Annotated in this window: 17 protein-coding genes; 3 read left to right on the top strand and 14 right to left on the bottom strand. The window is 45.7% G+C overall.

Annotation, left to right across the window (positions count from 1 at the left end):
- Positions 1–1,065: 1,065 nt before the first annotated feature.
- Positions 1,066–2,127, bottom strand: coding sequence for a TerC/Alx family metal homeostasis membrane protein (locus GO755_RS25315; protein ID WP_157588092.1), 1,062 nt, complete (start codon positions 2,125–2,127; stop codon positions 1,066–1,068).
- 143 nt (positions 2,128–2,270) lie between these two features.
- On the opposite strand from GO755_RS25315, the gene GO755_RS25310 reads away from it, so the two are divergent.
- Positions 2,271–3,011 (top strand): glycosyltransferase family 2 protein, encoded by a 741-nt coding sequence (locus GO755_RS25310; RefSeq protein WP_157588091.1) that lies wholly within the window; start codon positions 2,271–2,273, stop codon positions 3,009–3,011.
- Positions 3,012–3,185: 174 nt separating this feature from the next.
- Here GO755_RS25310 and lpdA read toward each other — a convergent pair whose 3' ends face one another.
- On the bottom strand, positions 3,186–4,586 hold the full coding sequence (gene lpdA / locus GO755_RS25305) for a dihydrolipoyl dehydrogenase (protein ID WP_157588090.1): 1,401 nt from the start codon (positions 4,584–4,586) through the stop codon (positions 3,186–3,188).
- Positions 4,587–4,679: 93 nt separating this feature from the next.
- Positions 4,680–6,407 carry a M43 family zinc metalloprotease gene (locus GO755_RS25300; protein WP_157588089.1) on the bottom strand — a complete coding sequence of 576 codons (1,728 nt, stop codon included), beginning with the start codon at positions 6,405–6,407 and terminating at the stop codon, positions 4,680–4,682.
- Between the two features lie 153 nt (positions 6,408–6,560).
- On the opposite strand from GO755_RS25300, the gene prfB reads away from it, so the two are divergent.
- Together prfB and GO755_RS25290 are read left to right on the top strand one after the other, a co-directional pair.
- A protein-coding gene (gene prfB / locus GO755_RS25295; protein WP_157588088.1) for a peptide chain release factor 2 occupies positions 6,561–7,638 on the top strand; the annotation gives its coding sequence in 2 pieces (ribosomal slippage) (positions 6,561–6,620 and positions 6,622–7,638; 1,077 coding nt in all).
- A gap of 189 nt (positions 7,639–7,827) precedes the next feature.
- Positions 7,828–8,460, top strand: coding sequence for an SGNH/GDSL hydrolase family protein (locus GO755_RS25290; protein ID WP_157588104.1), 633 nt, complete (start codon positions 7,828–7,830; stop codon positions 8,458–8,460).
- On the opposite strand, the gene GO755_RS25285 is transcribed toward GO755_RS25290, so the two are convergent.
- The 11 genes from GO755_RS25285 to GO755_RS25235 all read right to left on the bottom strand — a co-directional run bounded on the left by GO755_RS25285 (position 8,461) and on the right by GO755_RS25235 (position 19,942).
- Positions 8,461–9,159 (bottom strand): DUF2306 domain-containing protein, encoded by a 699-nt coding sequence (locus GO755_RS25285; protein ID WP_157588087.1) that lies wholly within the window; start codon positions 9,157–9,159, stop codon positions 8,461–8,463. It lies immediately after the preceding gene.
- A 136-nt stretch (positions 9,160–9,295) separates the two neighbouring features.
- Positions 9,296–10,153, bottom strand: a complete 858-nt coding sequence (locus GO755_RS25280) for a LytR/AlgR family response regulator transcription factor (protein WP_227687079.1) — start codon at positions 10,151–10,153, stop codon at positions 9,296–9,298.
- Positions 10,154–10,219: 66 nt separating this feature from the next.
- Complete coding sequence (locus GO755_RS25275) at positions 10,220–10,843, bottom strand: rhomboid family intramembrane serine protease (RefSeq protein WP_157588085.1); 624 nt, start codon at positions 10,841–10,843, stop codon at positions 10,220–10,222.
- 92 nt (positions 10,844–10,935) lie between these two features.
- Complete coding sequence (locus GO755_RS25270; RefSeq protein ID WP_157588084.1) at positions 10,936–11,907, bottom strand: polyprenyl synthetase family protein; 972 nt, start codon at positions 11,905–11,907, stop codon at positions 10,936–10,938.
- 63 nt (positions 11,908–11,970) lie between these two features.
- The gene (locus GO755_RS25265) at positions 11,971–12,795 is read right to left on the bottom strand and encodes a hypothetical protein (protein WP_317165960.1); all 825 of its coding nucleotides are present in this window, start codon (positions 12,793–12,795) and stop codon (positions 11,971–11,973) included.
- A gap of 69 nt (positions 12,796–12,864) precedes the next feature.
- Positions 12,865–13,299, bottom strand: coding sequence for a nucleoside deaminase (locus tag GO755_RS25260; RefSeq protein WP_157588083.1), 435 nt, complete (start codon positions 13,297–13,299; stop codon positions 12,865–12,867).
- Positions 13,300–13,374: 75 nt separating this feature from the next.
- A complete protein-coding gene (locus tag GO755_RS25255) occupies positions 13,375–14,055 on the bottom strand; it encodes an NUDIX hydrolase (RefSeq protein ID WP_157588082.1) in 681 nt (226 codons plus the stop codon).
- Positions 14,056–14,170: 115 nt separating this feature from the next.
- Positions 14,171–14,830: a hypothetical protein gene (locus GO755_RS25250; protein WP_157588081.1), complete on the bottom strand. Its 660-nt coding sequence runs from the start codon at positions 14,828–14,830 to the stop codon at positions 14,171–14,173.
- Between the two features lie 121 nt (positions 14,831–14,951).
- Positions 14,952–17,159, bottom strand: coding sequence for a S9 family peptidase (locus GO755_RS25245; RefSeq protein WP_157588080.1), 2,208 nt, complete (start codon positions 17,157–17,159; stop codon positions 14,952–14,954).
- Complete coding sequence (locus GO755_RS25240; protein WP_157588079.1) at positions 17,156–17,683, bottom strand: DinB family protein; 528 nt, start codon at positions 17,681–17,683, stop codon at positions 17,156–17,158. The genes GO755_RS25245 and GO755_RS25240 overlap by 4 nt, the downstream gene beginning before the upstream one ends.
- A gap of 120 nt (positions 17,684–17,803) precedes the next feature.
- The gene (locus GO755_RS25235) at positions 17,804–19,942 is read right to left on the bottom strand and encodes a S46 family peptidase (RefSeq protein ID WP_157588078.1); all 2,139 of its coding nucleotides are present in this window, start codon (positions 19,940–19,942) and stop codon (positions 17,804–17,806) included.
- Positions 19,943–20,208 lie beyond the last annotated feature (266 nt).

Below are 20,208 nucleotides of genomic sequence, written 5' to 3'. Positions count from 1 at the left end.
TATCCGTTCAGGAAAGTCGCTCCCAGGCACGTCTAAAGCAAAAGAAGCCTGGTTACGACCAGGCTTCTTTCTTCCAGTTTTCTTAACGTTGAGTAGGTAATCTATGAATATGCTACCTTGTGTTGCTGGCAGCTAGCTAGTTCATATTATTAATTACCCTATAGCACAAATTGCGCCAACTTACTTACTCTACCATAAATACCCTGATAGTCAATAACTTGCAGTAATTATATACTTTTTACTTCAGGACAGTACGTGTGGAAAAAGGGGTACATTTTCCACATAAGTGTGTGCGTATACCACAAAATCCACAATCGATCACCAAACAAGATTAAAAACCAATCTTCCAAGACTCTCGATAACAATGCAGAAGAGCGATACGGAGACTAATAAAACTAACGTCCAGGGACCGCTTAGAGTTAAGTATTCTTTTGGGACTTCCATGACTAATCAAGAAAATATTAAGCTGCCAATCGCGATGTCGGTTTCCCAATCCTGAATGACAGTAACGTTTCATCAATTCGGGACCAGGTCCGAAAAACGGAACGTAACAGGCGTGACGAAAATGGAATGGAATCGTAGTCAATCCCTGGCCGTATAAATTGGCAGGCAGCCCCAGAGCTATGTGGTTTGGGCTGATCGATCCGTCTCCTAAGCAAAAAAGAGCAACCAGTATAACGCCATCCTCCATAACCCGCCCACAATGAGCCGGTCGTGCTAACCGGAACTGTAGAACAATACCGATTGGAAAATGAGAGAAATCGCGATTCTGACATAATTTTCATACTTACAAGCGATTACACATCACTATAACGAAAATTAGGAAAAAATGGATTTACTCAGGAAAAAATTCTTGATAAAATTTAACAGAAATTAAATGCGCAGGAATTCGTCAAAGTGCTGACCGAAGTCTGTTTAAGCCGATTTTGCCAGAAGAGTGTATGGACTCAAAACTGGGTTAATTCCAGAATAGGCATAGGTCAACAGCCACCAGCCTATAGCATCTTAAGTGTTGGACTGATGAATTATCTCCAATACCAGCGATTTCAGATCGTTGTCCAAAAATTAGTTTTCCTCTTTCTTTTCCGGTATCAACCAGGAAGCTAGAATACTGACACCCAGGATACCAATAATAATATACAACGAGTAAACGGGTTTGAAACCTAAACCCGCCAGCCAATGCTCAGCCAGCATTTTAGCGCCAATAAACGTCAACAGCACCGCCAGCCCAACTTTCAGGAAACGGAACTGGCTCATAATGCTCGACAGGAAGAAAAACATGGAACGTAGTCCCATGATGGCAAATACATTGGAGAAAAAGACAATGTATGGGTCTTTTGTAATCGAGAAAATAGCTGGAATTGAGTCAACCGCGAACACTAAATCGGTAAAAGCAACGACAATAACGATCAGAAATAGAGGAGTCACGAATATCTTTCTATCTGACTTTCGGCGGATGAAAAAATTATCCGTCACATTGCGGTGGTAAACATTCAGGTACTTGCTGGCAAACCGAATTACGGGGTGCTGAGCAGGATCAATTTTCTCGTCTTCCTCTTTCTGAAAGAACAATTGAACGCCTGTGTAAACCAAAAAAGCGCCAAAGAGGTACATGATCCATTCGAAGCGCTGAATCAACGCGGAACCCAGGAAAATAAAAATAAATCGTAGTATAATTGCTCCCAGAATACCCCACACCAAAATCTTTTTGTAATAGCGCTCATGAACACCAAAGGAGCTGAATATCAGTATAAATACAAAAATATTATCGGCAGAGAGTGAATATTCTACCAGATAACCAGTTATGTATTCTAAAGCCATGTTGGCCTGAAAGCTCTCTAAACTGGCAGCAAAATTGCCGGGAACGAGTTTAACATGATCAGCATATAGGTCACGTACTTCCTGAAGGCGGGCAAATGTATCGATACCATGAACCAGGTAACCGAAATATTGCAGAAAAAAATAGAAGCCAACGGATAAAGCAACCCAGATAGCACTCCAGATGGCAGCCTCTTTAAACTGAACAACATGACTTTTCTTCTTGGAGAAAACCCCAAGGTCTACGATCATTATAAGAAGGACAAAAGCGGCAAAGGCAAGAAAAAATATAGTTTCGCTGGAAAACATAATTGCTAAATATACAGCCAATTAAGGCCTGGATCAGGTAGTACTGTCGGTTAAACAACAAATCTACGCCCAATATCCTGAAGGAAACGGCTGCTATTGTTAAAAATATTGGTACAGTAATACCCACCTCTTAATTTTGCCCTATGTTTAATGAGAAAAAAGTGATTGTGGTCATGCCCGCCTACCGGGCAGCCCTAACGCTGGAACGTACCTACCGTGAAATTCCGCTTGACTTAGTTGATGACGTTATTTTAGTTGATGATGCCAGTCCCGATAATACCGTTGAAGTAGCTCGTCGTCTGGGCATTCGGCATGTTATTCGGCATGATCGGAATAAAGGCTACGGCGGCAACCAGAAGACCTGTTACGCTAAAGCGATTGAGCTTGGTGCCGACATTGTAGTCATGCTTCACCCTGATTATCAGTACACACCCTTGCTACTGCCTGCTATGATTACGATTATTGGCAATGGACTGTATCCGGTTGTATTTGCCTCGCGTATTTTGGGGAAGGGTGCTTTAAAGGGAGGCATGCCAATGTATAAATACATTGCCAATCGGTTTCTGACGCTCACGCAGAATATCCTCATGAATCAGAAGCTTTCTGAATATCATACAGGCTACCGGGCGTTTTCTGGCGAAGTCCTTCGCAATCTGGATTTCACGCATAATTCCGATGATTTCATTTTCGATAACGAAATGATCGCCCAGATTTTCTATAAGGGTTACGAAATTGGCGAAGTTACCTGCCCCACCAAGTATTTTGATGAAGCTTCCTCCATCAACTTCCGACGCAGTTCCATCTACGGCCTCGGTGTCCTACGCACTTCATTGTTTTATTTCTTCACAAAGCTTGGATTGATGCACTGGAAAATCCTGAAATAGCACTACAAGTGTCAACAAAAAAGGCTGCTAGTTGGATACTAGTAGCCTTTTTTGTTTTTGTCATTTTATGCTTGTCATTCCGACGAAAGGAGGAATCTCGAGCTTGATTAATAGGGAGGCTTGAGATTCCTCCTTTCGTCGGAATGACAAGCATAAAATGACAGACGAAAAATATTACAAGTGAATTGCTTCACCGTAGGCGGCTTCGGTAGCGTCTTTAATTGCTTCCGACATGGTTGGGTGCGGGTGAACCGTTTTCAGGATTTCCTCCCCAGTCGTTTCCAGTTTACGAGCCGCCACTACCTCCGCAATCATTTCGGTTACGTTGGTGCCAATGAAGTGAGCGCCCAGGAACTCACCGTATTTGGCATCGAAAATAACTTTCACGAAACCTTCTGGTGCGCCAGCAGCTTTCGCTTTACCCGATGCGGTGAAAGGAAATTTACCCACCTTTAGCTCATAACCCGCTTCGCGAGCGGCTTTCTCAGTATAACCTACCGATGCAATTTCAGGTGTGCAGTACGTACAGCCGGGGATGTTATTGTAGTTCAGCGGTTCTACGTGTGGTAGCCCAGCAATTTTCTCAACGCAAATGATCGCTTCGGCAGAAGCTACGTGCGCCAGCGCCTGGCCTTTTGTTACGTCGCCGATGGCATAATAGCCTTCAACATTGGTGCGGTAATAATCATCGGAAACGATTTTGCCCCGATCAACCGTAATTCCGACTTCTTCCAAACCGATGTTTTCGATATTGGCAACAACACCCGCAGCCGATAGCACAACGTCGACATCAAAGGTTTTTTCGCCATCGGGTGTTTTTACAAACACTTTACATCCGCTGCCACTGGTGTCTACTTTCGTCACCTCCGACTTGGTATAAATATCGATGCCGATCTTTTTGTACTGTTTTGCCAGCTCTTTCGAGATGTCTTCGTCTTCAACGGGTACTACGTTTGGCAGAAACTCGATGATTGTCACTTTCGTACCCATGCTAGCGTAGACGTAAGCAAACTCAACGCCAATCGCACCTGACCCAATCACAAGCATGCTATCTGGCTTCTTATCCAGCGTCATGGCTTTGCGATATTCAATCACTTTGTTGCCATCGATAGGGACACTCGGCAATTGACGTGCACGGCCTCCAGTAGCAATAATGATGTGCTTGGCTTCGTATTCGGTAACTTTTCCATCAGCCGCCGTTACGTCGACTTTCTTACCGGGTTTTACCTTACCAAAACCATTGATAACATCAATTTTATTTTTCTTCATCAGGAACTGAACGCCTTTGCTCATGCTATCAGCCACGCCCCGACTCCGCTTAATAACTGCACCAAAATCAGCTTTCGATTCACCCGAAACGGTGATTCCGTAATCGGCCGAATGCTTGATATACTCAAAAACCTGCGCTGATTTAAGCAGGGCTTTGGTTGGGATACAGCCCCAGTTCAGACAAATGCCGCCAAGGCTCTCGCGCTCGACAACGGCGGTTTTCAATCCTAACTGCGACGCCCGGATAGCAGCTACATAGCCGCCAGGCCCGCTACCCACAACGATTACGTCGTACTGTGAAGCCATTAGTTTTATGAAAAATATATAATGAAAAATGTGTAATGTCCGTGATTACAGAACACAAAGGTAGGTCGAAAAGTTGATACGGGGCTATTCGTCTTAATTACCTGTCAATTGTAATTGCCCACCCACTGCATATTGCAATCTCCCTTGGAGCGTTAGATTTAGGGCCTGCTTCATGCCACTACTAATCGACACAATATGCCCGGACTGTACCGAAACAATATCAGCAGAAGTGGGCACACAGGTACAGGACCAAGTGGCTGGTGTTGCCCAACTACCCGATGCGACTGAAATAACAGTACGCCGTTGAACAACAACGGTATAGTCCTCCACCTGTCCAACTCCCTCATTTACGGACGATGTACCTACCAGATTGCAGGGTGTAGGTGCTTGCCCCGTAGGATTAGGGTTATCTGCAATAATTCGGAGCCGTAATGGTGTATTTATTTTAACATTGACAGCAGCAGGCACAGTTACAATAACCGTTGCGCTACCTGCCGAAGTTGTCATCAGTGTTTCGCCAGCATCATTGAAATCACCGTCTGCGTTATAATCTACGTACGCTCGTAAATACTGGTAGTTATTGTAAGTACCCTGGACTGCTAATGAGTACGACTGCCCCGCAGTAAGCGTAGTGCGTTGGTTACAGGTCCGATCCACATAAAAAGCACCGTCGGCCATCGAAGAATTAGAATAGACATCAAGTGTGTTGAAGGTCAATCGCCCAACCCCATAATAAGGCGACAATCCATTCGCGGCCGAAACGGAACAAACTGTAGGCGGACTAGCTGCTGGAGCCGATAATGCACCAGAACTCAATAATCCACCCCGAAACGCTAATAGTGCCGTTCGCATTCGATCTTTCTGACCTTGCGTAAACATCCATTGGCAGCTCGTATAGCCCATGTAATTGTTCAGTACGGTATAATTCATGCTTGCATCGGCTATCTGAAACGCAGCCCCTGTACAAGTATTTGATGTAACTCCACAGGTACTATTCAACACTGGTTCGGTATCGCAAACGCGGTCGCCGGTAGTTGTACAGGAAGTTGATGGAGGGCAGGTTGTTTCATTCCCATTATCATAGTCATGGAAGGTGTGATACAAATTGAAGACGTGCCCCATTTCGTGAACAATGGTTTTGTTCGTACTGGTAACTGTGCCAGCACAGACCACAATACCATCATTGAGCGCGGAGTTGTACTCAGGAAAAAAAGCAAAACCACCGGCGTTGGCATCTCCATTAATCTTATTTACAATCCAGATGTTAATGTAATCTGTATTAGGCCAACGACTGAGCGACTTTACGGCCACTTCGTCGGCGCTACCCCCATACGTTCCAATGGCAATGCCACCGCTTGTATAATTCGTTACGCTACTGCCGTTTACCCGATTAATACCGGAGGTACTACCACACTGGGGCGACCGCATAGCTAGTTGAAACTGAATACCTATATCAACCCCACCCGATTGCGGAAAGCTCTTGCGAAAGCCAGCATTCAGTACGCCAATCATAGCCTGGATAGACGCGTCAGAAGGATTGTTAGCACTACCGATAGATTCGCCATTATGGATTACGTGAACGACTACGGGAAGTGTATAAACAGTTTCCTGCGCAACCCGTGCACCACGCTGGCGGGCAATTTGCTGTTGAAAAGTGGCTTCGGATTGATTTAACCGCTGGACAAATAATGGGTCACGTGCACGCTGCTGTTGCCATAGTAAACCGAATCCACACACAGATGCTTTAGACGAGTCAATTTGCCCTAAGGCAATCCATGAAATTAAGAGTAAAGGGATCAGAATCAGTAAACTGTATTTCATAGCCCGAGAAAGGTTTTACATAAGAAAGCTAGCGACAAAGCAGGCAAATTCCTATACACATCTGCTGAAACCTCTCCCCCACTTTCTTTTGTTCTATCTTTGTGATCCTAATTTAGGACACGGAGATTATTTTTTTAACAATACGACAAGTTCATGACAACCGACCAGTTGACCGACTTGAGAGCCAGAGTAGAGGCTCTAAGGAGGTATCTTTGACTACGATGCCAAGAAAGAACAATTAGCTGAACTCGAGCAGCAAACCTTTCAACCTGAGTTCTGGACCAATGCTGCCCGTGCCGAAGGCGTAATGAAGCAGGTTCGTGCCCTGAAAGGCTGGACCAGCGGTTATGAGAAATTGAATAGCCAGTTCGGCGATCTCGAAACGCTATTCGAATTCTACGAAGCCGGCGATGTGAGTGAGGAAGAAGTGGACGAGGAAGGGAGTAAGCTTAAAGACACGCTTGACGACCTTGAACTCAAAAAAATGCTCGGTAATGAGGAAGATCAGCTTAGTGCAGTCCTCGAAATAAACGCCGGGGCAGGTGGTACAGAAAGTCAGGACTGGGCTGATATGCTTTATCGCATGTATATGCGCTGGGCCGAAAAACATGGTTACGGATTAAAACAGGTCGATTATCAGGAGGGCGATACAGCTGGTATTAAATCAGCTACGATTGAGGTCGATGGTGCACTTGCCTACGGCTTTCTAAAATCCGAGAATGGTGTTCACCGCCTGGTGCGCATTTCTCCGTTCGACTCCAACGCCCGACGGCATACATCATTTGCCTCGGTATATGCTTACCCATTAATTGACGATACGATTAACATTGAAGTCAATCCGGCCGATATTGACTGGGATACGTTCCGATCGGGTGGTGCTGGTGGACAGAATGTGAACAAAGTAGAAACGGCTGTCCGACTGAAGCACAAACCGTCGGGTTTGATTATTGAGTGTCAGCAGGAACGGAGTCAGTTGCAGAATAAGGAGGTGGCCATACGCTTACTGAAATCAAAACTCTACGAAATCGAGGTGCAGAAGCGGAACGCGGCCCGCGCCGAAGTAGAAGCCAGCAAGCAGAAAATCGAGTGGGGCTCCCAAATACGTTCTTACGTATTGGATGATCGGCGGGTGAAAGACCATCGCACGGGTTACCAAACGTCTAATACAGAAGCCGTGCTGGATGGCGACCTTGACCCATTCATTAAGGCGTTTTTGCTGGAACAGGAGTAATCCGAACCGGGATTTTCTTGATCTAAATGATTATCATGATTTTGTGCCCTAAATCAGATTCTTTAAATCTGATTTAGGGCACAAATCGTTTATTGTAACTAGGCATCAACGTTTCTCTAAATCATGACAATCCAACTAATCACACAAATCCTGGTTCAGATAATTTTACTAGCCTGCACCCAACACGACATGATCGAAAATCCGAACGCTGATGCATCGAAATATAGCTTCCTATCACTTGGCGATTCCTATACCATTGGGGAACGCGTTTCAGAAACTGATCGCTGGAGCGTTCAATTAGCTGGGCTTTTACGCAAAGACGGTTTGGATATAGCAAGCCCGGATATTATTGCTCGTACCGGCTGGACAACATCTGAACTGCAGGATGCGATTAAAGCCAGTGGCAATCAGAAAACATATAGTCTGGTTTCGTTGCTAATTGGCGTCAACAATCAATATCGTGGTCAGAGTCAGGATACGTATCGAACTGAGTTTCGAGAGTTGCTGCAAACGGCCACCAAGTTTGCCGGAGGTAAAACGGCACACGTTTTTGTCTTATCGATTCCCGATTGGGGTTATTCACCCTATGCCGCTGGCCAGAGCAAAGCTAGAATCGCTCAGGAGATTGACCAGTTCAATACCATTGCCAGAGATGAGTGTGAGAAAGCAGCCATTACTTTCGTTGACATTACTCCGCTGACCCGGTCAGCTTCAGGTGATGAAACACAATTTGCTTCTGATGGCCTGCATTATTCAGGTAAACAAATGAAGCTTTGGGCTGAAAAAGCACTGCCAACCGCCAAAGAGTCATTACAAAAATGATTAGGCGACTACGGGCGTCTTCACAGCACTAAATTTCTTCTTATAATACCGCACTGTTCTGCCAATTAGCATTCCTCCAATGATGCTTGGGGCGATCCAGCCAAGAGTACCAGCCCAATCGGGCGCATTGTCAGGCAGTATACGAGCCAGATTCGTGACCAAAGCGGCTGTAAATGTGGCAATATAAGAACCACCCATCCGCGTGAAATGCTGAAAAAACCAATGCATTTTTTCCGTAGGCTGCGTCATTTGTTTGACATCACGTCCGGCAAATGTCAATGTCAGCACCCCGAAAAAAGAGAATAAAATCGGGAAGAATGATGCTCCATTTAGCGCCAATAAATACACGCCAAAGCCAATCATTCCCACGCTGACCATCAGTGTTATGAAGGTAAGTCCCTTATCGAATGATGTTGGACCTGTCTTTTTCTGCTTCGTTGCGCGCCAGCCCGTCATGCTTAAGTAAAAACTAAAGACAGCGATACCTGTCAGGAACAGACGCATCATTTTGAAGGGCTGTAAGCCGCATAATAGCAACGCCGTTATCGCAACGGTAATCATGCAATACACATAGATCAGCCCGGTCCGATTATGTAGTTGGCTGCCTTTTTTAGAAAACATAGGGATCAGGCCAACCAGCAAGGCAGTGAAACCGGTAGCGATATGGATAATGAGGAGAGAAATAATCAGCGTTTTCATAGCCGTTTGTGTGCTTGTCGTTCGTTGAGACAAACTTACATCGGCTCGCCAACCTGCTGCAACTAAAAGGGGTGAACAGCAATTTTAGGGATGTTTGGCAACTAAAAACGGCTTTAGGGACGAACAGAGGGCTATTTTACAACGCTTTCAGCTCGGCAACCAGCGTTTCGTTATACTGTCTGGCCACGGGTAGTTGAAACTGCCCACCTAGTAAGTGAAGTTTGTAACCTTGTGCATTACCCGTTACGCGCTCAACCCGATTAAGATTAACCACATAGGAACGATGACACCGGACAATGTGCGGTTGGGCAATCTGTTTTTCTAATCGACTCAAGCTGCTCCGTAGAAGCGGTTTAGCAGGCTGCTCATTTTTAAGATAAACGACAGTGCAATAATTATCGCTGGACTCGATAAAAACCAGGGATTCGATTGGTAGAGTCAGTTTGTCTTTCTCATTATCAGCCACCAGCGTTACTATAGAATCTGGTAATTCAGACGCAGCTGTAACTACCGTATTCATTGTAGGAATGTTATCTGTAACTGAACTATGAATTGGCAGATCGGCGGCAGCGCGACTGTATTTTTTGAGCTCCCGAATATAATTGAGTAATACCAGACCTGTTACAGGAAATACAGCGATCAGGAAAGTCACGACAATCATATTTAGCCAGTTCAAACCACTCTCCTCTTTAGGTTCCAGCAACCCTGACAGATAAAGTCGGTTAGCAATGGCAATCAGCAAAACATTTGTTGTTACGAACAGAATTTCACGCCCAATTGTCCAGGTTTGTTCTGCGAATAGCTTTGGGAATAGCCGTGGCCAAATGACAAAATTGATGGCCGTTATAACAAATGTAACAGCGCCAAAACCTATTACTTTAAGCGCTTTATTCGGTGTCTCCCATAGGTTAATCCCAAACGGCTGAAAGATCAGCAAAAACAAACCAACGAATAGCCCAATTACCGCAGCCTTACGCAGTTCCTGCATAGGCATATTTGTGGATGGGTATGGTTGATTGAACAGGCTGAACATAGTAAGTCGACAATAGGATCGTATTTACTAAAACAGGCGCCAGCCAGCAATCTGTTCGAAAAAATCAGGGAGCACTTGTGGGTACACAATAATCATAAACACGATACCGAATAATGCTCCATAGAAGTGAGCATCGTGATTAATATTACTACCTCCACGACGAGCTTCGTAGTAAGAATAAGCAAGATACAATGGTCCAAAAATGAATCCAGGGATACCGATCGGGAGAAAAAACAGGGAGATAGGCGTTAAAGGTCGAAATAGAATAGCGGCAAAAATAATGGCAGATACGCCCCCCGATGCGCCCAGCGAATTGTACCCCGGATCGTTTCGATGCTTTAGAAAGGTAGGAATGTCAGATACTAAAATGGCAGCTAAGTAAAATCCAACTAGGTATACCGCACCGCTTCCCGCAAATAAGTAATAAAATAGTTGCTCAATAAAACTAGCAAAGAAGTAGAAGCTAATCATGTTGAACAACAAGTGTCCCCAGTCGGCATGTAGAAAACCTGACGTGATCAATCGATAATACTCCCCCCGACTTGCTATTCGATAGGGGTTCATTATAAACCGATCCATAAGGCTGTAATCTCTCCAGGCCAGAACACTAACGAGGACCGTGACAACAATGATAATAATGGTTATGCTCATGATTTTATGTATGGTATAGGATGTAGGATATATGAAGTATTATATAGAGAATAGCTAGCATACCTCATATATCCTATATCATACATCTTTTCTCAGCTTTCGCGTTCGACTAATTGGCGAGTGAATTGAATCAACAAATTCTTCCGGTCAGACTCGGCATTGATTTGATCGAAGTTGGCAAATCCCCGGGCAAAATAGTCGTTAATACGAGTTTCGGTCTGTTGGCGAATACCTAACTGGTCGTATATAGCCGTGACAGCCTGCACTTTTTCAACTTTGTCAAAGGTTTTTCGGGTTAGCCAGTCGGTTAGTTCATCCCGGATTGATCCCTGAGCTTGCTGGAGTGCTTTTATGAGTAAAAAGGTTTTTTTGTTGGCGATAATGTCGCCACCAACTTGTTTACCAAACTTGATAGGGTCACCATATACATCAAGCAAATCATCTTTTAACTGAAAACCAACACCAATGTTCATCCCACCTTCATAAAGATGACGGGTTGTTTCAGCATCAGCTCCAGCAATTAAACCGCCAAGTTCAAGCGCATAGCCTAACAAGACCGACGTCTTCAGGCGAATCATGTCGATATATTCGGCTTCGGTAACGTCCCAGCGAGTTTCAAAATTCATATCCATCTGCTGGCCCTCACAAACCTCAGCTGCGGTCCGGCTAAAGCGCTCTAAAGCAGGCTTTAGTTTATCCGCTTCGATCGATAGCAGCAGTTGATACGCATTGACCAGCATCACATCTCCAGACAGGATAGCCGTATTCCCATTCCATTTTTCATGCACAGTGGGGTTCCCCCGACGCAAGGGAGCCTGATCCATAATATCATCGTGCATGAGGGTAAAATTGTGGAAGACCTCTACGCCCAACGCGGGCCGAACCGCTTTTTTCCAGTCGTCAGTAAACAGGTAAGTCGACATAAGGGTCAATAAAGGCCGCATGCGCTTACCACCAAGATTCATAATATATCGAATGGGGTCATAGAGTTCGGGCGGAGATTCCCCGTACTGAATAGATTGGAGTTCGTTTTGAAGGGCATCTATAAAAATTGCTGGACTCATTCGGTTAGGAAAGGCATTGCTGCCGGGTTTTAGCCCAAAAATACAGCAAAAGCCCCCAAAAGCCTAACGACCAATTTGCCGGCGGTAGCTCCGCTGGCCTGGTGTAATGATAACGAAGATCAGACGACCCGATACCATAAAATATCCATCATTTTTACCCGTATTGCCCCGTTGTTCACCAGGTTCATTAGGCGTTGTACCTAGTTCAGCACGTCGGTCGGATAGGGCGGCTGCCAATGAGCTCATGCTGCTACGATCAGGGTAAACCGAGCTAACATCGTCCAGATAATCGCTTAAAACATGTGTGTATGTCCCCTCAAGCATAAATCGAAATCGCTCATTAGCCAGGAGTGGTATCCCGAATCCATAGCGAACAATACCCGCCAGTTGATTATAAGCTACACCTTCGGTTTGGAGTACGGATAGCCCGTACGATTTATCCTTATAGACCGCTTTCGGTCGCATGTAGGTTATACCAGCACCTAGAAGCACATAGGGAATAGTGGCCCGATGAGGATCGTTGACAGGCCATAGATCCACCTGCATACCCGTCCAAATATCAGGATTCAGACTTCTGAACGATAGATTGTTGTAGAAATTTCGGGTGTATTTTTGGTGGGCATAGATATAATAAAGCTGAACCTCTGCCCGATACGAAAGCTGTTGAGAAATCCGATAGGTTGCAGCTATATTGACACCCAATCCCAGTTGTAAGTGAGCAATATTCCCCAGCTCACTCAAATCTCCTGTATATTTCGTTGTACCTAAACCCGTGTTCAACAGCCAGGTTCCGGGCTTTTCACGCCAGATTTCTGATCGTTGCGCTAGTACGTTAAGGGAATAAGAATATCCTATGGCAAACGCAATGAAAAATACAGAAAATCGCACGAGTCCGGTTAGTTATAGCAATGGCTTATGTGACGTATCTTAACTGGATAGGTAACATAAGCATGCCACTTATAACTCTCCGATGTCTTCGTTCCAGAGTGTTGGTTTTTCGGCAATGAACTGATTCATCATCTCAACGCATTCGGGTAGGTCAAGATCGATCACCTCTACCCCATGCTGCTCCATGAATTCCCGTGCTCCCGGAAAGGTCCGCGATTCGCCGACAATCACTTTCGGAATTTTGAATTGTACAATGGTTCCAGCGCACATATAACACGGCATCAACGTGGAGTAAATAACTGTGTCACGAAACGACCCGACGCGCCCTGCATTATTCAGACAATCCATTTCACCGTGCAAAATTGGGTTGTCTTCCTGCACACGCTTATTATGACCAGATGCCACCAATTTTCCATTTTTAATCAGTGTCGAGCCGATGGGAATACCACCTTCGCTCAAACTTTTTCGGGCCTGATTAATAGCCTCCTGCATGAATTCATCCATTCTATTCTCAGTTTGTAGTTCGTGGTTTGTAGTCGAAGTCAACATGTATGAGTTAACTGCATATAGTTGCTTTGTCTATAGCAACTTCATCGTCTCATAATCTCCTACATGTTTCAGATAGAGAAAATTAAGCAGTAATCCGTTCACATTGGTGATGAGCTTATGCGATTCTGGCAACGTAGCCACTACACTGACAATACGCTCATGCTCTGCCTCACTTCCCATATTTTTGAGGTGAAACGCCATGATTTCGTCACGAGCCATTTCTTTCTCGATATAGAAAAAGTGCATCCCTTCGTCGCTGGTGCCGGTGCTGGGAAACCAAACCCGTGGGTTTAGCTTCGTCAACTCATCGGCCATAACAGTAAGGCCAATTTCTTCGCCAATTTCACGAGCGGCTACATCGCCGGGATCATCACTGGCGTCAACCATTCCGGCAGGATGCTCATAGGTTTGCGAGCCATCGGCAATACGTCGTTGTTTCACCAATACCACAAATTTCTCGCGGGTATCTTTGTCAATCAGGCAAACCAGCATCGATGCTGCGTGGCCTTTCAGAAATAGTGCAGGGGGAATTTTGTCGCCTTCAGGCGTATCCGCGTCCACTTCGAGCATGGCGAACAACACTTCACCATTGTGTCTTCGACGAATATAAAAATCATTAATGGCATTGATTTTCATGCCATTTGCTTCCATCTGGGTTTTCCAGTAATGAAACTTATGTGCCTCTTCGAGCGATTCCTGCTGTTTACTCATAGATACAAATCACGTAAAAAAAAGTCTTCATATCAGTCGTTTGCTGACATGAAGACAAAAATAGAGTTGATCAACAAAAATGACCCATTCGCATCTGGGATACAACCAAACATGTTTAATTCAATTTCAATCTGAATGTGCCGTTCGAGATGACGATTTGGTCTACTTTTTCCTGCTTTTTATAGCCGTTTCCTTCGGGATCAATATCGGAATCATAGCCCGAAGCCTTCGTAATAGCTTTATCCTGCATCTTGTTCATTAGGCGACCCATGCCGCCAAAAACGGTAGCAGTTGCTTTTTCTTTCCAATAGCTGCCTTCCAATGTACCAGAAAAGGTAGCTTCCAGAAAACCATCGGTCCCCATTTTAACCTGTATTGTCTCATCGGCATTTTTCGACTTACCGACGTGATACTCCATACGAGGCTCTTTGGTTTCTTCGACGTATTTAATGACGGCAATGCCTTTATACTTGCCCATATCTTCGTATTTCTTCTTATTTTCTTTGGTGTCTGGCTTGTCGGCGTCAACGACCAGATAGGTACCCGATTCGAGAACATCACTTTTATCGAAGCGCCCCAACCATATTCGAAGCGATTTGTCAGGTTTTACCGTATTAGCCGTTATCCACCAGAAATTGGCAATCTTAATTCGGCGTGGCTGCGTCGTAAATTCCTTTCCGTCAATCTGCGCCTTTAGGGTATTATCGTTTGCGATTTGTGCAAAACTGACAGTTGTCAAAAAAAGCAGGCAAAAAAACAAACAGCGAACAGTCATGATCTGAGCAGGTTAATGATGGTCATAAACTTATAGAAATAAAGAATTGAATGTCATTCTCCTTTAGTTTGCGGTTCATTTCTAGCAAAAACGTAAGGCGGGTGGGACCCGCCTTACTTCATTACTTCTGCGTTAATACCTGCGAATCGGGGCCTATATACCGCTCGAAGAATTCATAAATTCGCAGTATTCTGTCAATGCGTTGCCGAACATTACCTGATCGACTTAGTTCGTGCGTGGCACCGGGCATGCGCACATACTCCACTGGGCGACCTAATATTTTAAGACTTTTATACATCATTTCGCTCTGAATAGGGCCCGTGCGAAGATCATTTTCGCCATGCTTAATTAGCAGAGGTGTTTTAATATTCTGCACGAAGGTGTAGGGTGAATTGGTCTCCAACACCTTGGCATCGGCAGACCAGGGATAAGCGAAGTAGCTCGGAATGAGCCGCCAGGCATTGCCTTCGCCCAGGAAAGTTGTGAGATCATACACGCCCCGTTGTGCGAAGGCCGCTTTGAACCGATTATCATGCCCAACGATCCAGGCGGTGAGATAGCCCGCATACGACCCTCCTGTAATCACCTGCCGACTGGTGTCAACCCAGGCTTCTTTCGCTGCGTCGCTTTCGGCGGCCAGAACATCCTCTGCTGGCCCAGTGCCCCAATCCTTAATGTTGGCTCGTTGGAAATTGATGCCGTACCCGCCCGACCCGCGCGGATTCGCATAGACGACGCCATATCCTTGTGCACACATATACTGAAACTCATGCCACATGGACTGCTCGCCTGGTCCCCACATAGCGGTTGGGCCACCGTGCATATTTAGTAGGAGCGGATACTTTTTATTGGCCTCAAAAACCGTCGGCTTCATAATCCAGTAATCCACCGTTTGGCCAAGCGAGTTTTTATAGGTGCGTTTTTGAGGGAGACTAAGCTGCCGTTGGGCAACCCAGTCGTTATGATTGCTCAGTTTTGTTTGCGCTTTGGCAGTTTCATCCGTTACATAGAGTTCCGATGGATTCGCTACTTCGGTTTTAGCGATAACCACCCGATTGCCTACTACATCGAAACCGGTAACACCACTTTCAAAATCGGTTAGTTGGGTAACCTGACGGGTAGCGGGATCAAGCCGATACAGTGGGGCTCCTCCATTCGACGAAGCCGTAAAGTAGATAACATCACTTGTAACGGCTTTTTTACCTTTTGCCGAGCTGGATAGCGTTGCCCAAACCAGATTTCCGGCAGCCCGGTCGAAGGTAACAAGTTGGGTACCCGAAGCTGTTGAGCCGTTGAGCGTTGCCAGACCAATTTGCGAGAAATTGACTCCTTCCGATGGGCTAACCAGAAACGCCAGTTGCTTACCATCTGGCGATATTTCTGGCGCACCATAACTTTTGCCTTCTTCGCCGAGAACCAGCGTTTTTTTGCCAGAACCGTCCGCCGAAATAAAGAAAATAGCATTATCCTGCTCACGGTCGGGGTGTTTGAGCGAATCGCGGTCGGTTACGGCCAATAAACCTTGTCCATTGGGAAGCCAGTTGGCGGCACCATAAGACGAATAGCCTCGCGTCAAAGGTTTGGGCGTTGCTCCCTCGGCCACATCGATTACGTATAAATGTGTAAAGGTTATATCCGGCTCGGTTGTGGCTTCACCTTGAAAATTAAGTCGGTTAATAACTTTCGCCTTTTTATCCTCAACATCTTTATTCAGATAAGCGCGAATTTCAGCCAGCGAACCGTCAGGATTAGGCTTTACTTTTTTATCGACCTTAATAAAATTATTATTGGTAAAACCCGGTTTTTCGAGCGACCAGGACGGTCCGCCTTTGGCTGGATTTAATAACGAATCCGTCAGCATCTGGGCCATGGTTACACCGCCCGTAAACGCAATCCGTTTTCCATCGGGCGACCAAAGCGGATTATAGGCTCCATAAGTACTATTCGTCAACTGCCAGGCTTCGCCCCCATCCAACGACATGATGAAGATCTGACTTTTTGCTTTCACCGTCCGGACAAAAGCCAGCCATTTCCCATCGGGCGACCAGGTAGCTTGTCGTGCTGACTCGGGGCCACGTGTTAGCGCTTTCGTATCGCCCGGCTTCAGGCCTGTTAAATAAATGTGCGTTTTGTAGTCATACTCCTCCTTTTGATCAGGATTAGTTTCAATGGTTGTGAGCGTGTAAACGGCCCGTTGCCCGTCGGGGGCCAGTTCGATACCACCGATCTGCCTAATTCGTGTGAGGTCGGTAGCTGTTATTTTTGATTTAGTCTGGGCGCAAACGGCCTGCGCCGTGATGGCGATGAAGAGGAAGGTTTGTTTAATCATAGTTTGGTAAGAAGTGGCAAATAGCGTTCCCGAATAATATTAGCATGATGCTGAGCATGACCCACGATCACAAAGCCTAAGGCCAGCACAGAAATAGTCTGGTGAAAACAGATGCCACTACGGAGCAGCATTTCATTGTCGAAGCTTTTGTAGAGCGCAATGGTCGACTGTCTGACATCGGCATATTCGGCGTATAAATCAGGGATAGTTCGTCGGGTGGCGCGGGAATTTTTACCAAACAATTCTTCATCATAGCCAGGTAAACTGGTCTGATCATTTCGGGCAAAGCGTAACGCTCGGTACGACATAATACGCTCGTTATCAATAACGTGCTGCACAATGTCTTTTACCATCCATTTCTCGGGCGCATACCGAAGATCGCCGATGGCTTCGAGTTTGTAGGCTGGCATCAAACTCTCAAACGATGCCGATTGAGTGAGAGCCTCCATGATAAATACGTTATCGGCGATATTGATATACCGGTCGAAAAACTGGGGCATCACTGGAATTTCAGATTTGGTCATTGGCTTGGGTGGGTGTTTGTTATAAATATAATGCGTTAAAGCGAATTGAGCGGGTTAAAACAGGTAAAAATCTGTTTTAACCCGCTCAAACGGATAGCAATTCAACTGTATTTGCAGTCGTTATTTCTTTACGGAAACTGGCTTAGCGGGCGCGCCAATCAGCTCATTTACCAGTCGGTCTGCTTTGTAAATATATCGCATGGCCGCAATGATTCCGCCTGTATGTACCGAAATGGTTCTGTTTAGATCAGGCACAAAAATGAACTCGCCGGGTAGGCTTTCCATATTCCCGTCAAATGCCAAGCCTACTGCTTCCCGATTTTTGTTAATCATTGGGCTACCGGAGTTTCCGCCAATAATATCGTTCGTGGAGATAAAGCACATAGGCTGTTTCAACAACTCCATCGGCGGATTTTTCCAGCGAGCTGGCAAATCCCAGGGCGCTTTATTAGCAAAGGAATAATTCCGATCATACAGGCCAGCAAAGGTGGTCAGGATAGGAGCTTTTGTGCCATTGTAGTTATACGATTGAACAACCCCATCGTTAATCCGAAGCGAAAAAGTGGCGTCAGGTGGCACAGCTGTACCATACACATCATAGAGCATGCGTCCCAACTGCCCACGCAAAACCTCTTGCCGTTGTGTAAGCTGCCGAGCTTGCCGGGCGGCTGTCACATAACGAGGAAAGCCTATTTTAGCCAAAGCCAGCATTGGATCGTTGGACGAACTGGCAATATTCGGTCGGGTAGATAATTCCTTCAGAAAAGCTGGATCGGTAAGCTTCGTATTTTTTACGAGATAAGCCGTTGCTTCTTTCGGGCTACGACTTTTGCCATCGGGTCCAGTTAGAGCCGCTTTTACGTAGGGATCATCATTCCCAAGGGCTGCTTGTGCTTCAGTCAGGTGAGCTGCCAGGTAAGCCTCTTCCAATCCCATATCGGTCACTTCTGGCGCGACCATCAGCGAACGGGCGCGCTCGGCATCCTGTGGGCGTGAAGCCAGCAATTCGCTAAACTGAGTAGCTACATTAGCGAATGTCATTAGCTCACCCATCGTGCGCTCACTTGGAGCGAGATAATTTGCGTCTTTAAAAATAGCACGCAACTGAGCCGTACTAGTAGCAATTTCGTCCCAGGTTCTGAGTTGATCAGCTGGAAGATTTTTGGCTTTGGCAGCTGCCTTAAACTGGTTTTCGAAAACAGCTTTACGCGCCAGCAAGCTGGCATCGCGCAACCCTTCGAGTTGTCCACCATAGGCTTTCAGGCTGTTTTCGTAGCTAAAGATTTCGTTCAGAACACTATCGTTTTTAGCGGTTGCATTGTAGGCTTGCAGTGCAGCCGACCGGTTTTTAAGAAGTTGAATGGTAGCAGGCGTCTGTAAATCGCGATCAAATTCGAGTTCGGCTACTGTTTTTAGCCGTTCCGTATGACCGGGATTACCGATCACAAAAATGGGTTCGCCATCCCGAACGCCATTCGGGTTAAACTTAAAAAAATGGGTCGTTTGCAACGGCTTTCCATTATCATATACCCGGAAGAATGAGCAGTCGAGAGCATAACGCGGATAGGTAAAATTGTCGTAATCACCACCGAAAAAGCCAAGTTGCAGTTCAGGCATGAATACCAGACGCACATCGGTATATCGTTTGAAGCCATAAATCGAATAGCGGCCTCCGTTATAAAACGTTATGGTCTGAAGCTCCAGCCCTTTCCAGCCTGCTTTTTGCCCATATTCCTGTTTTACAGCTGTAAATGCCTCTTCACGTGCCTGTAGCTGTGCCTGTTCTGGTTGAGATGCCGCACCGGCCATAGCATCCTGAATACGCTTCGTAATGTCTTCAATCTTCACTAATTGATCGACGAACAAGCCATCCACTTTTCGCTCTTCAGCAGCTGTTTTAGCAAAAAAACCGGTGGCATTGAGGTCTTCTCCTTTCCGAGTCACACCCGTTCCCGACTCGCGGGCGCAGTGGTGATTGGTCATCACAAGCCCGTTTGCTGAGACGAACGAAGCGGAACAGTAATCTGCAAATCGGAGTGAGGCCAGACGCGTTTCATCAAACCATTTTTCGTCGGGAGTGAAGTTATAGGTCTTCTGAAAATAGTCTTTGGGAGGATTATCGAAGGTCCACATCTTGCCCAAATCGAGTGGGCCGCCTTTAGAAGTAGTATCGGATGTGGATTGGGCTGGTGACGAACCAGATAATAGTGCTAGAAAAGCACTTGCCATCAGGGTAGTGCGAAGATTGATACAGCGCATGGTGTAATCAGGAAAGTGATACTAGTGGAACGCGAATTTGGGACAAACGTTTCAGACGCGCTTATCTTCTAGAGCTTTAATCGAAGCTTAATCAGCGATTTTAATCCTTTATGTGTTCTACTTATCTAACCTTCGAATTACATAAAAATAGATTCATAGCCATGAAAACTTCAAAATTGCTTGCCTTTTTAGTAGCAGTAATGATGATAACGTCTGTGACAAGCTGCACCTCAACTTATTATAGCAGACCTAATTATGGGCGTCAT

Origin of the sequence: Spirosoma arboris (genome assembly GCF_009754945.1) — a bacterium.
GTDB classification, from domain to species: domain Bacteria; phylum Bacteroidota; class Bacteroidia; order Cytophagales; family Spirosomataceae; genus Spirosoma; species Spirosoma arboris.
The sequence above is the reverse complement of the archived record's forward strand: the minus strand, read 5'-3'. Positions and strand labels throughout refer to the sequence as shown.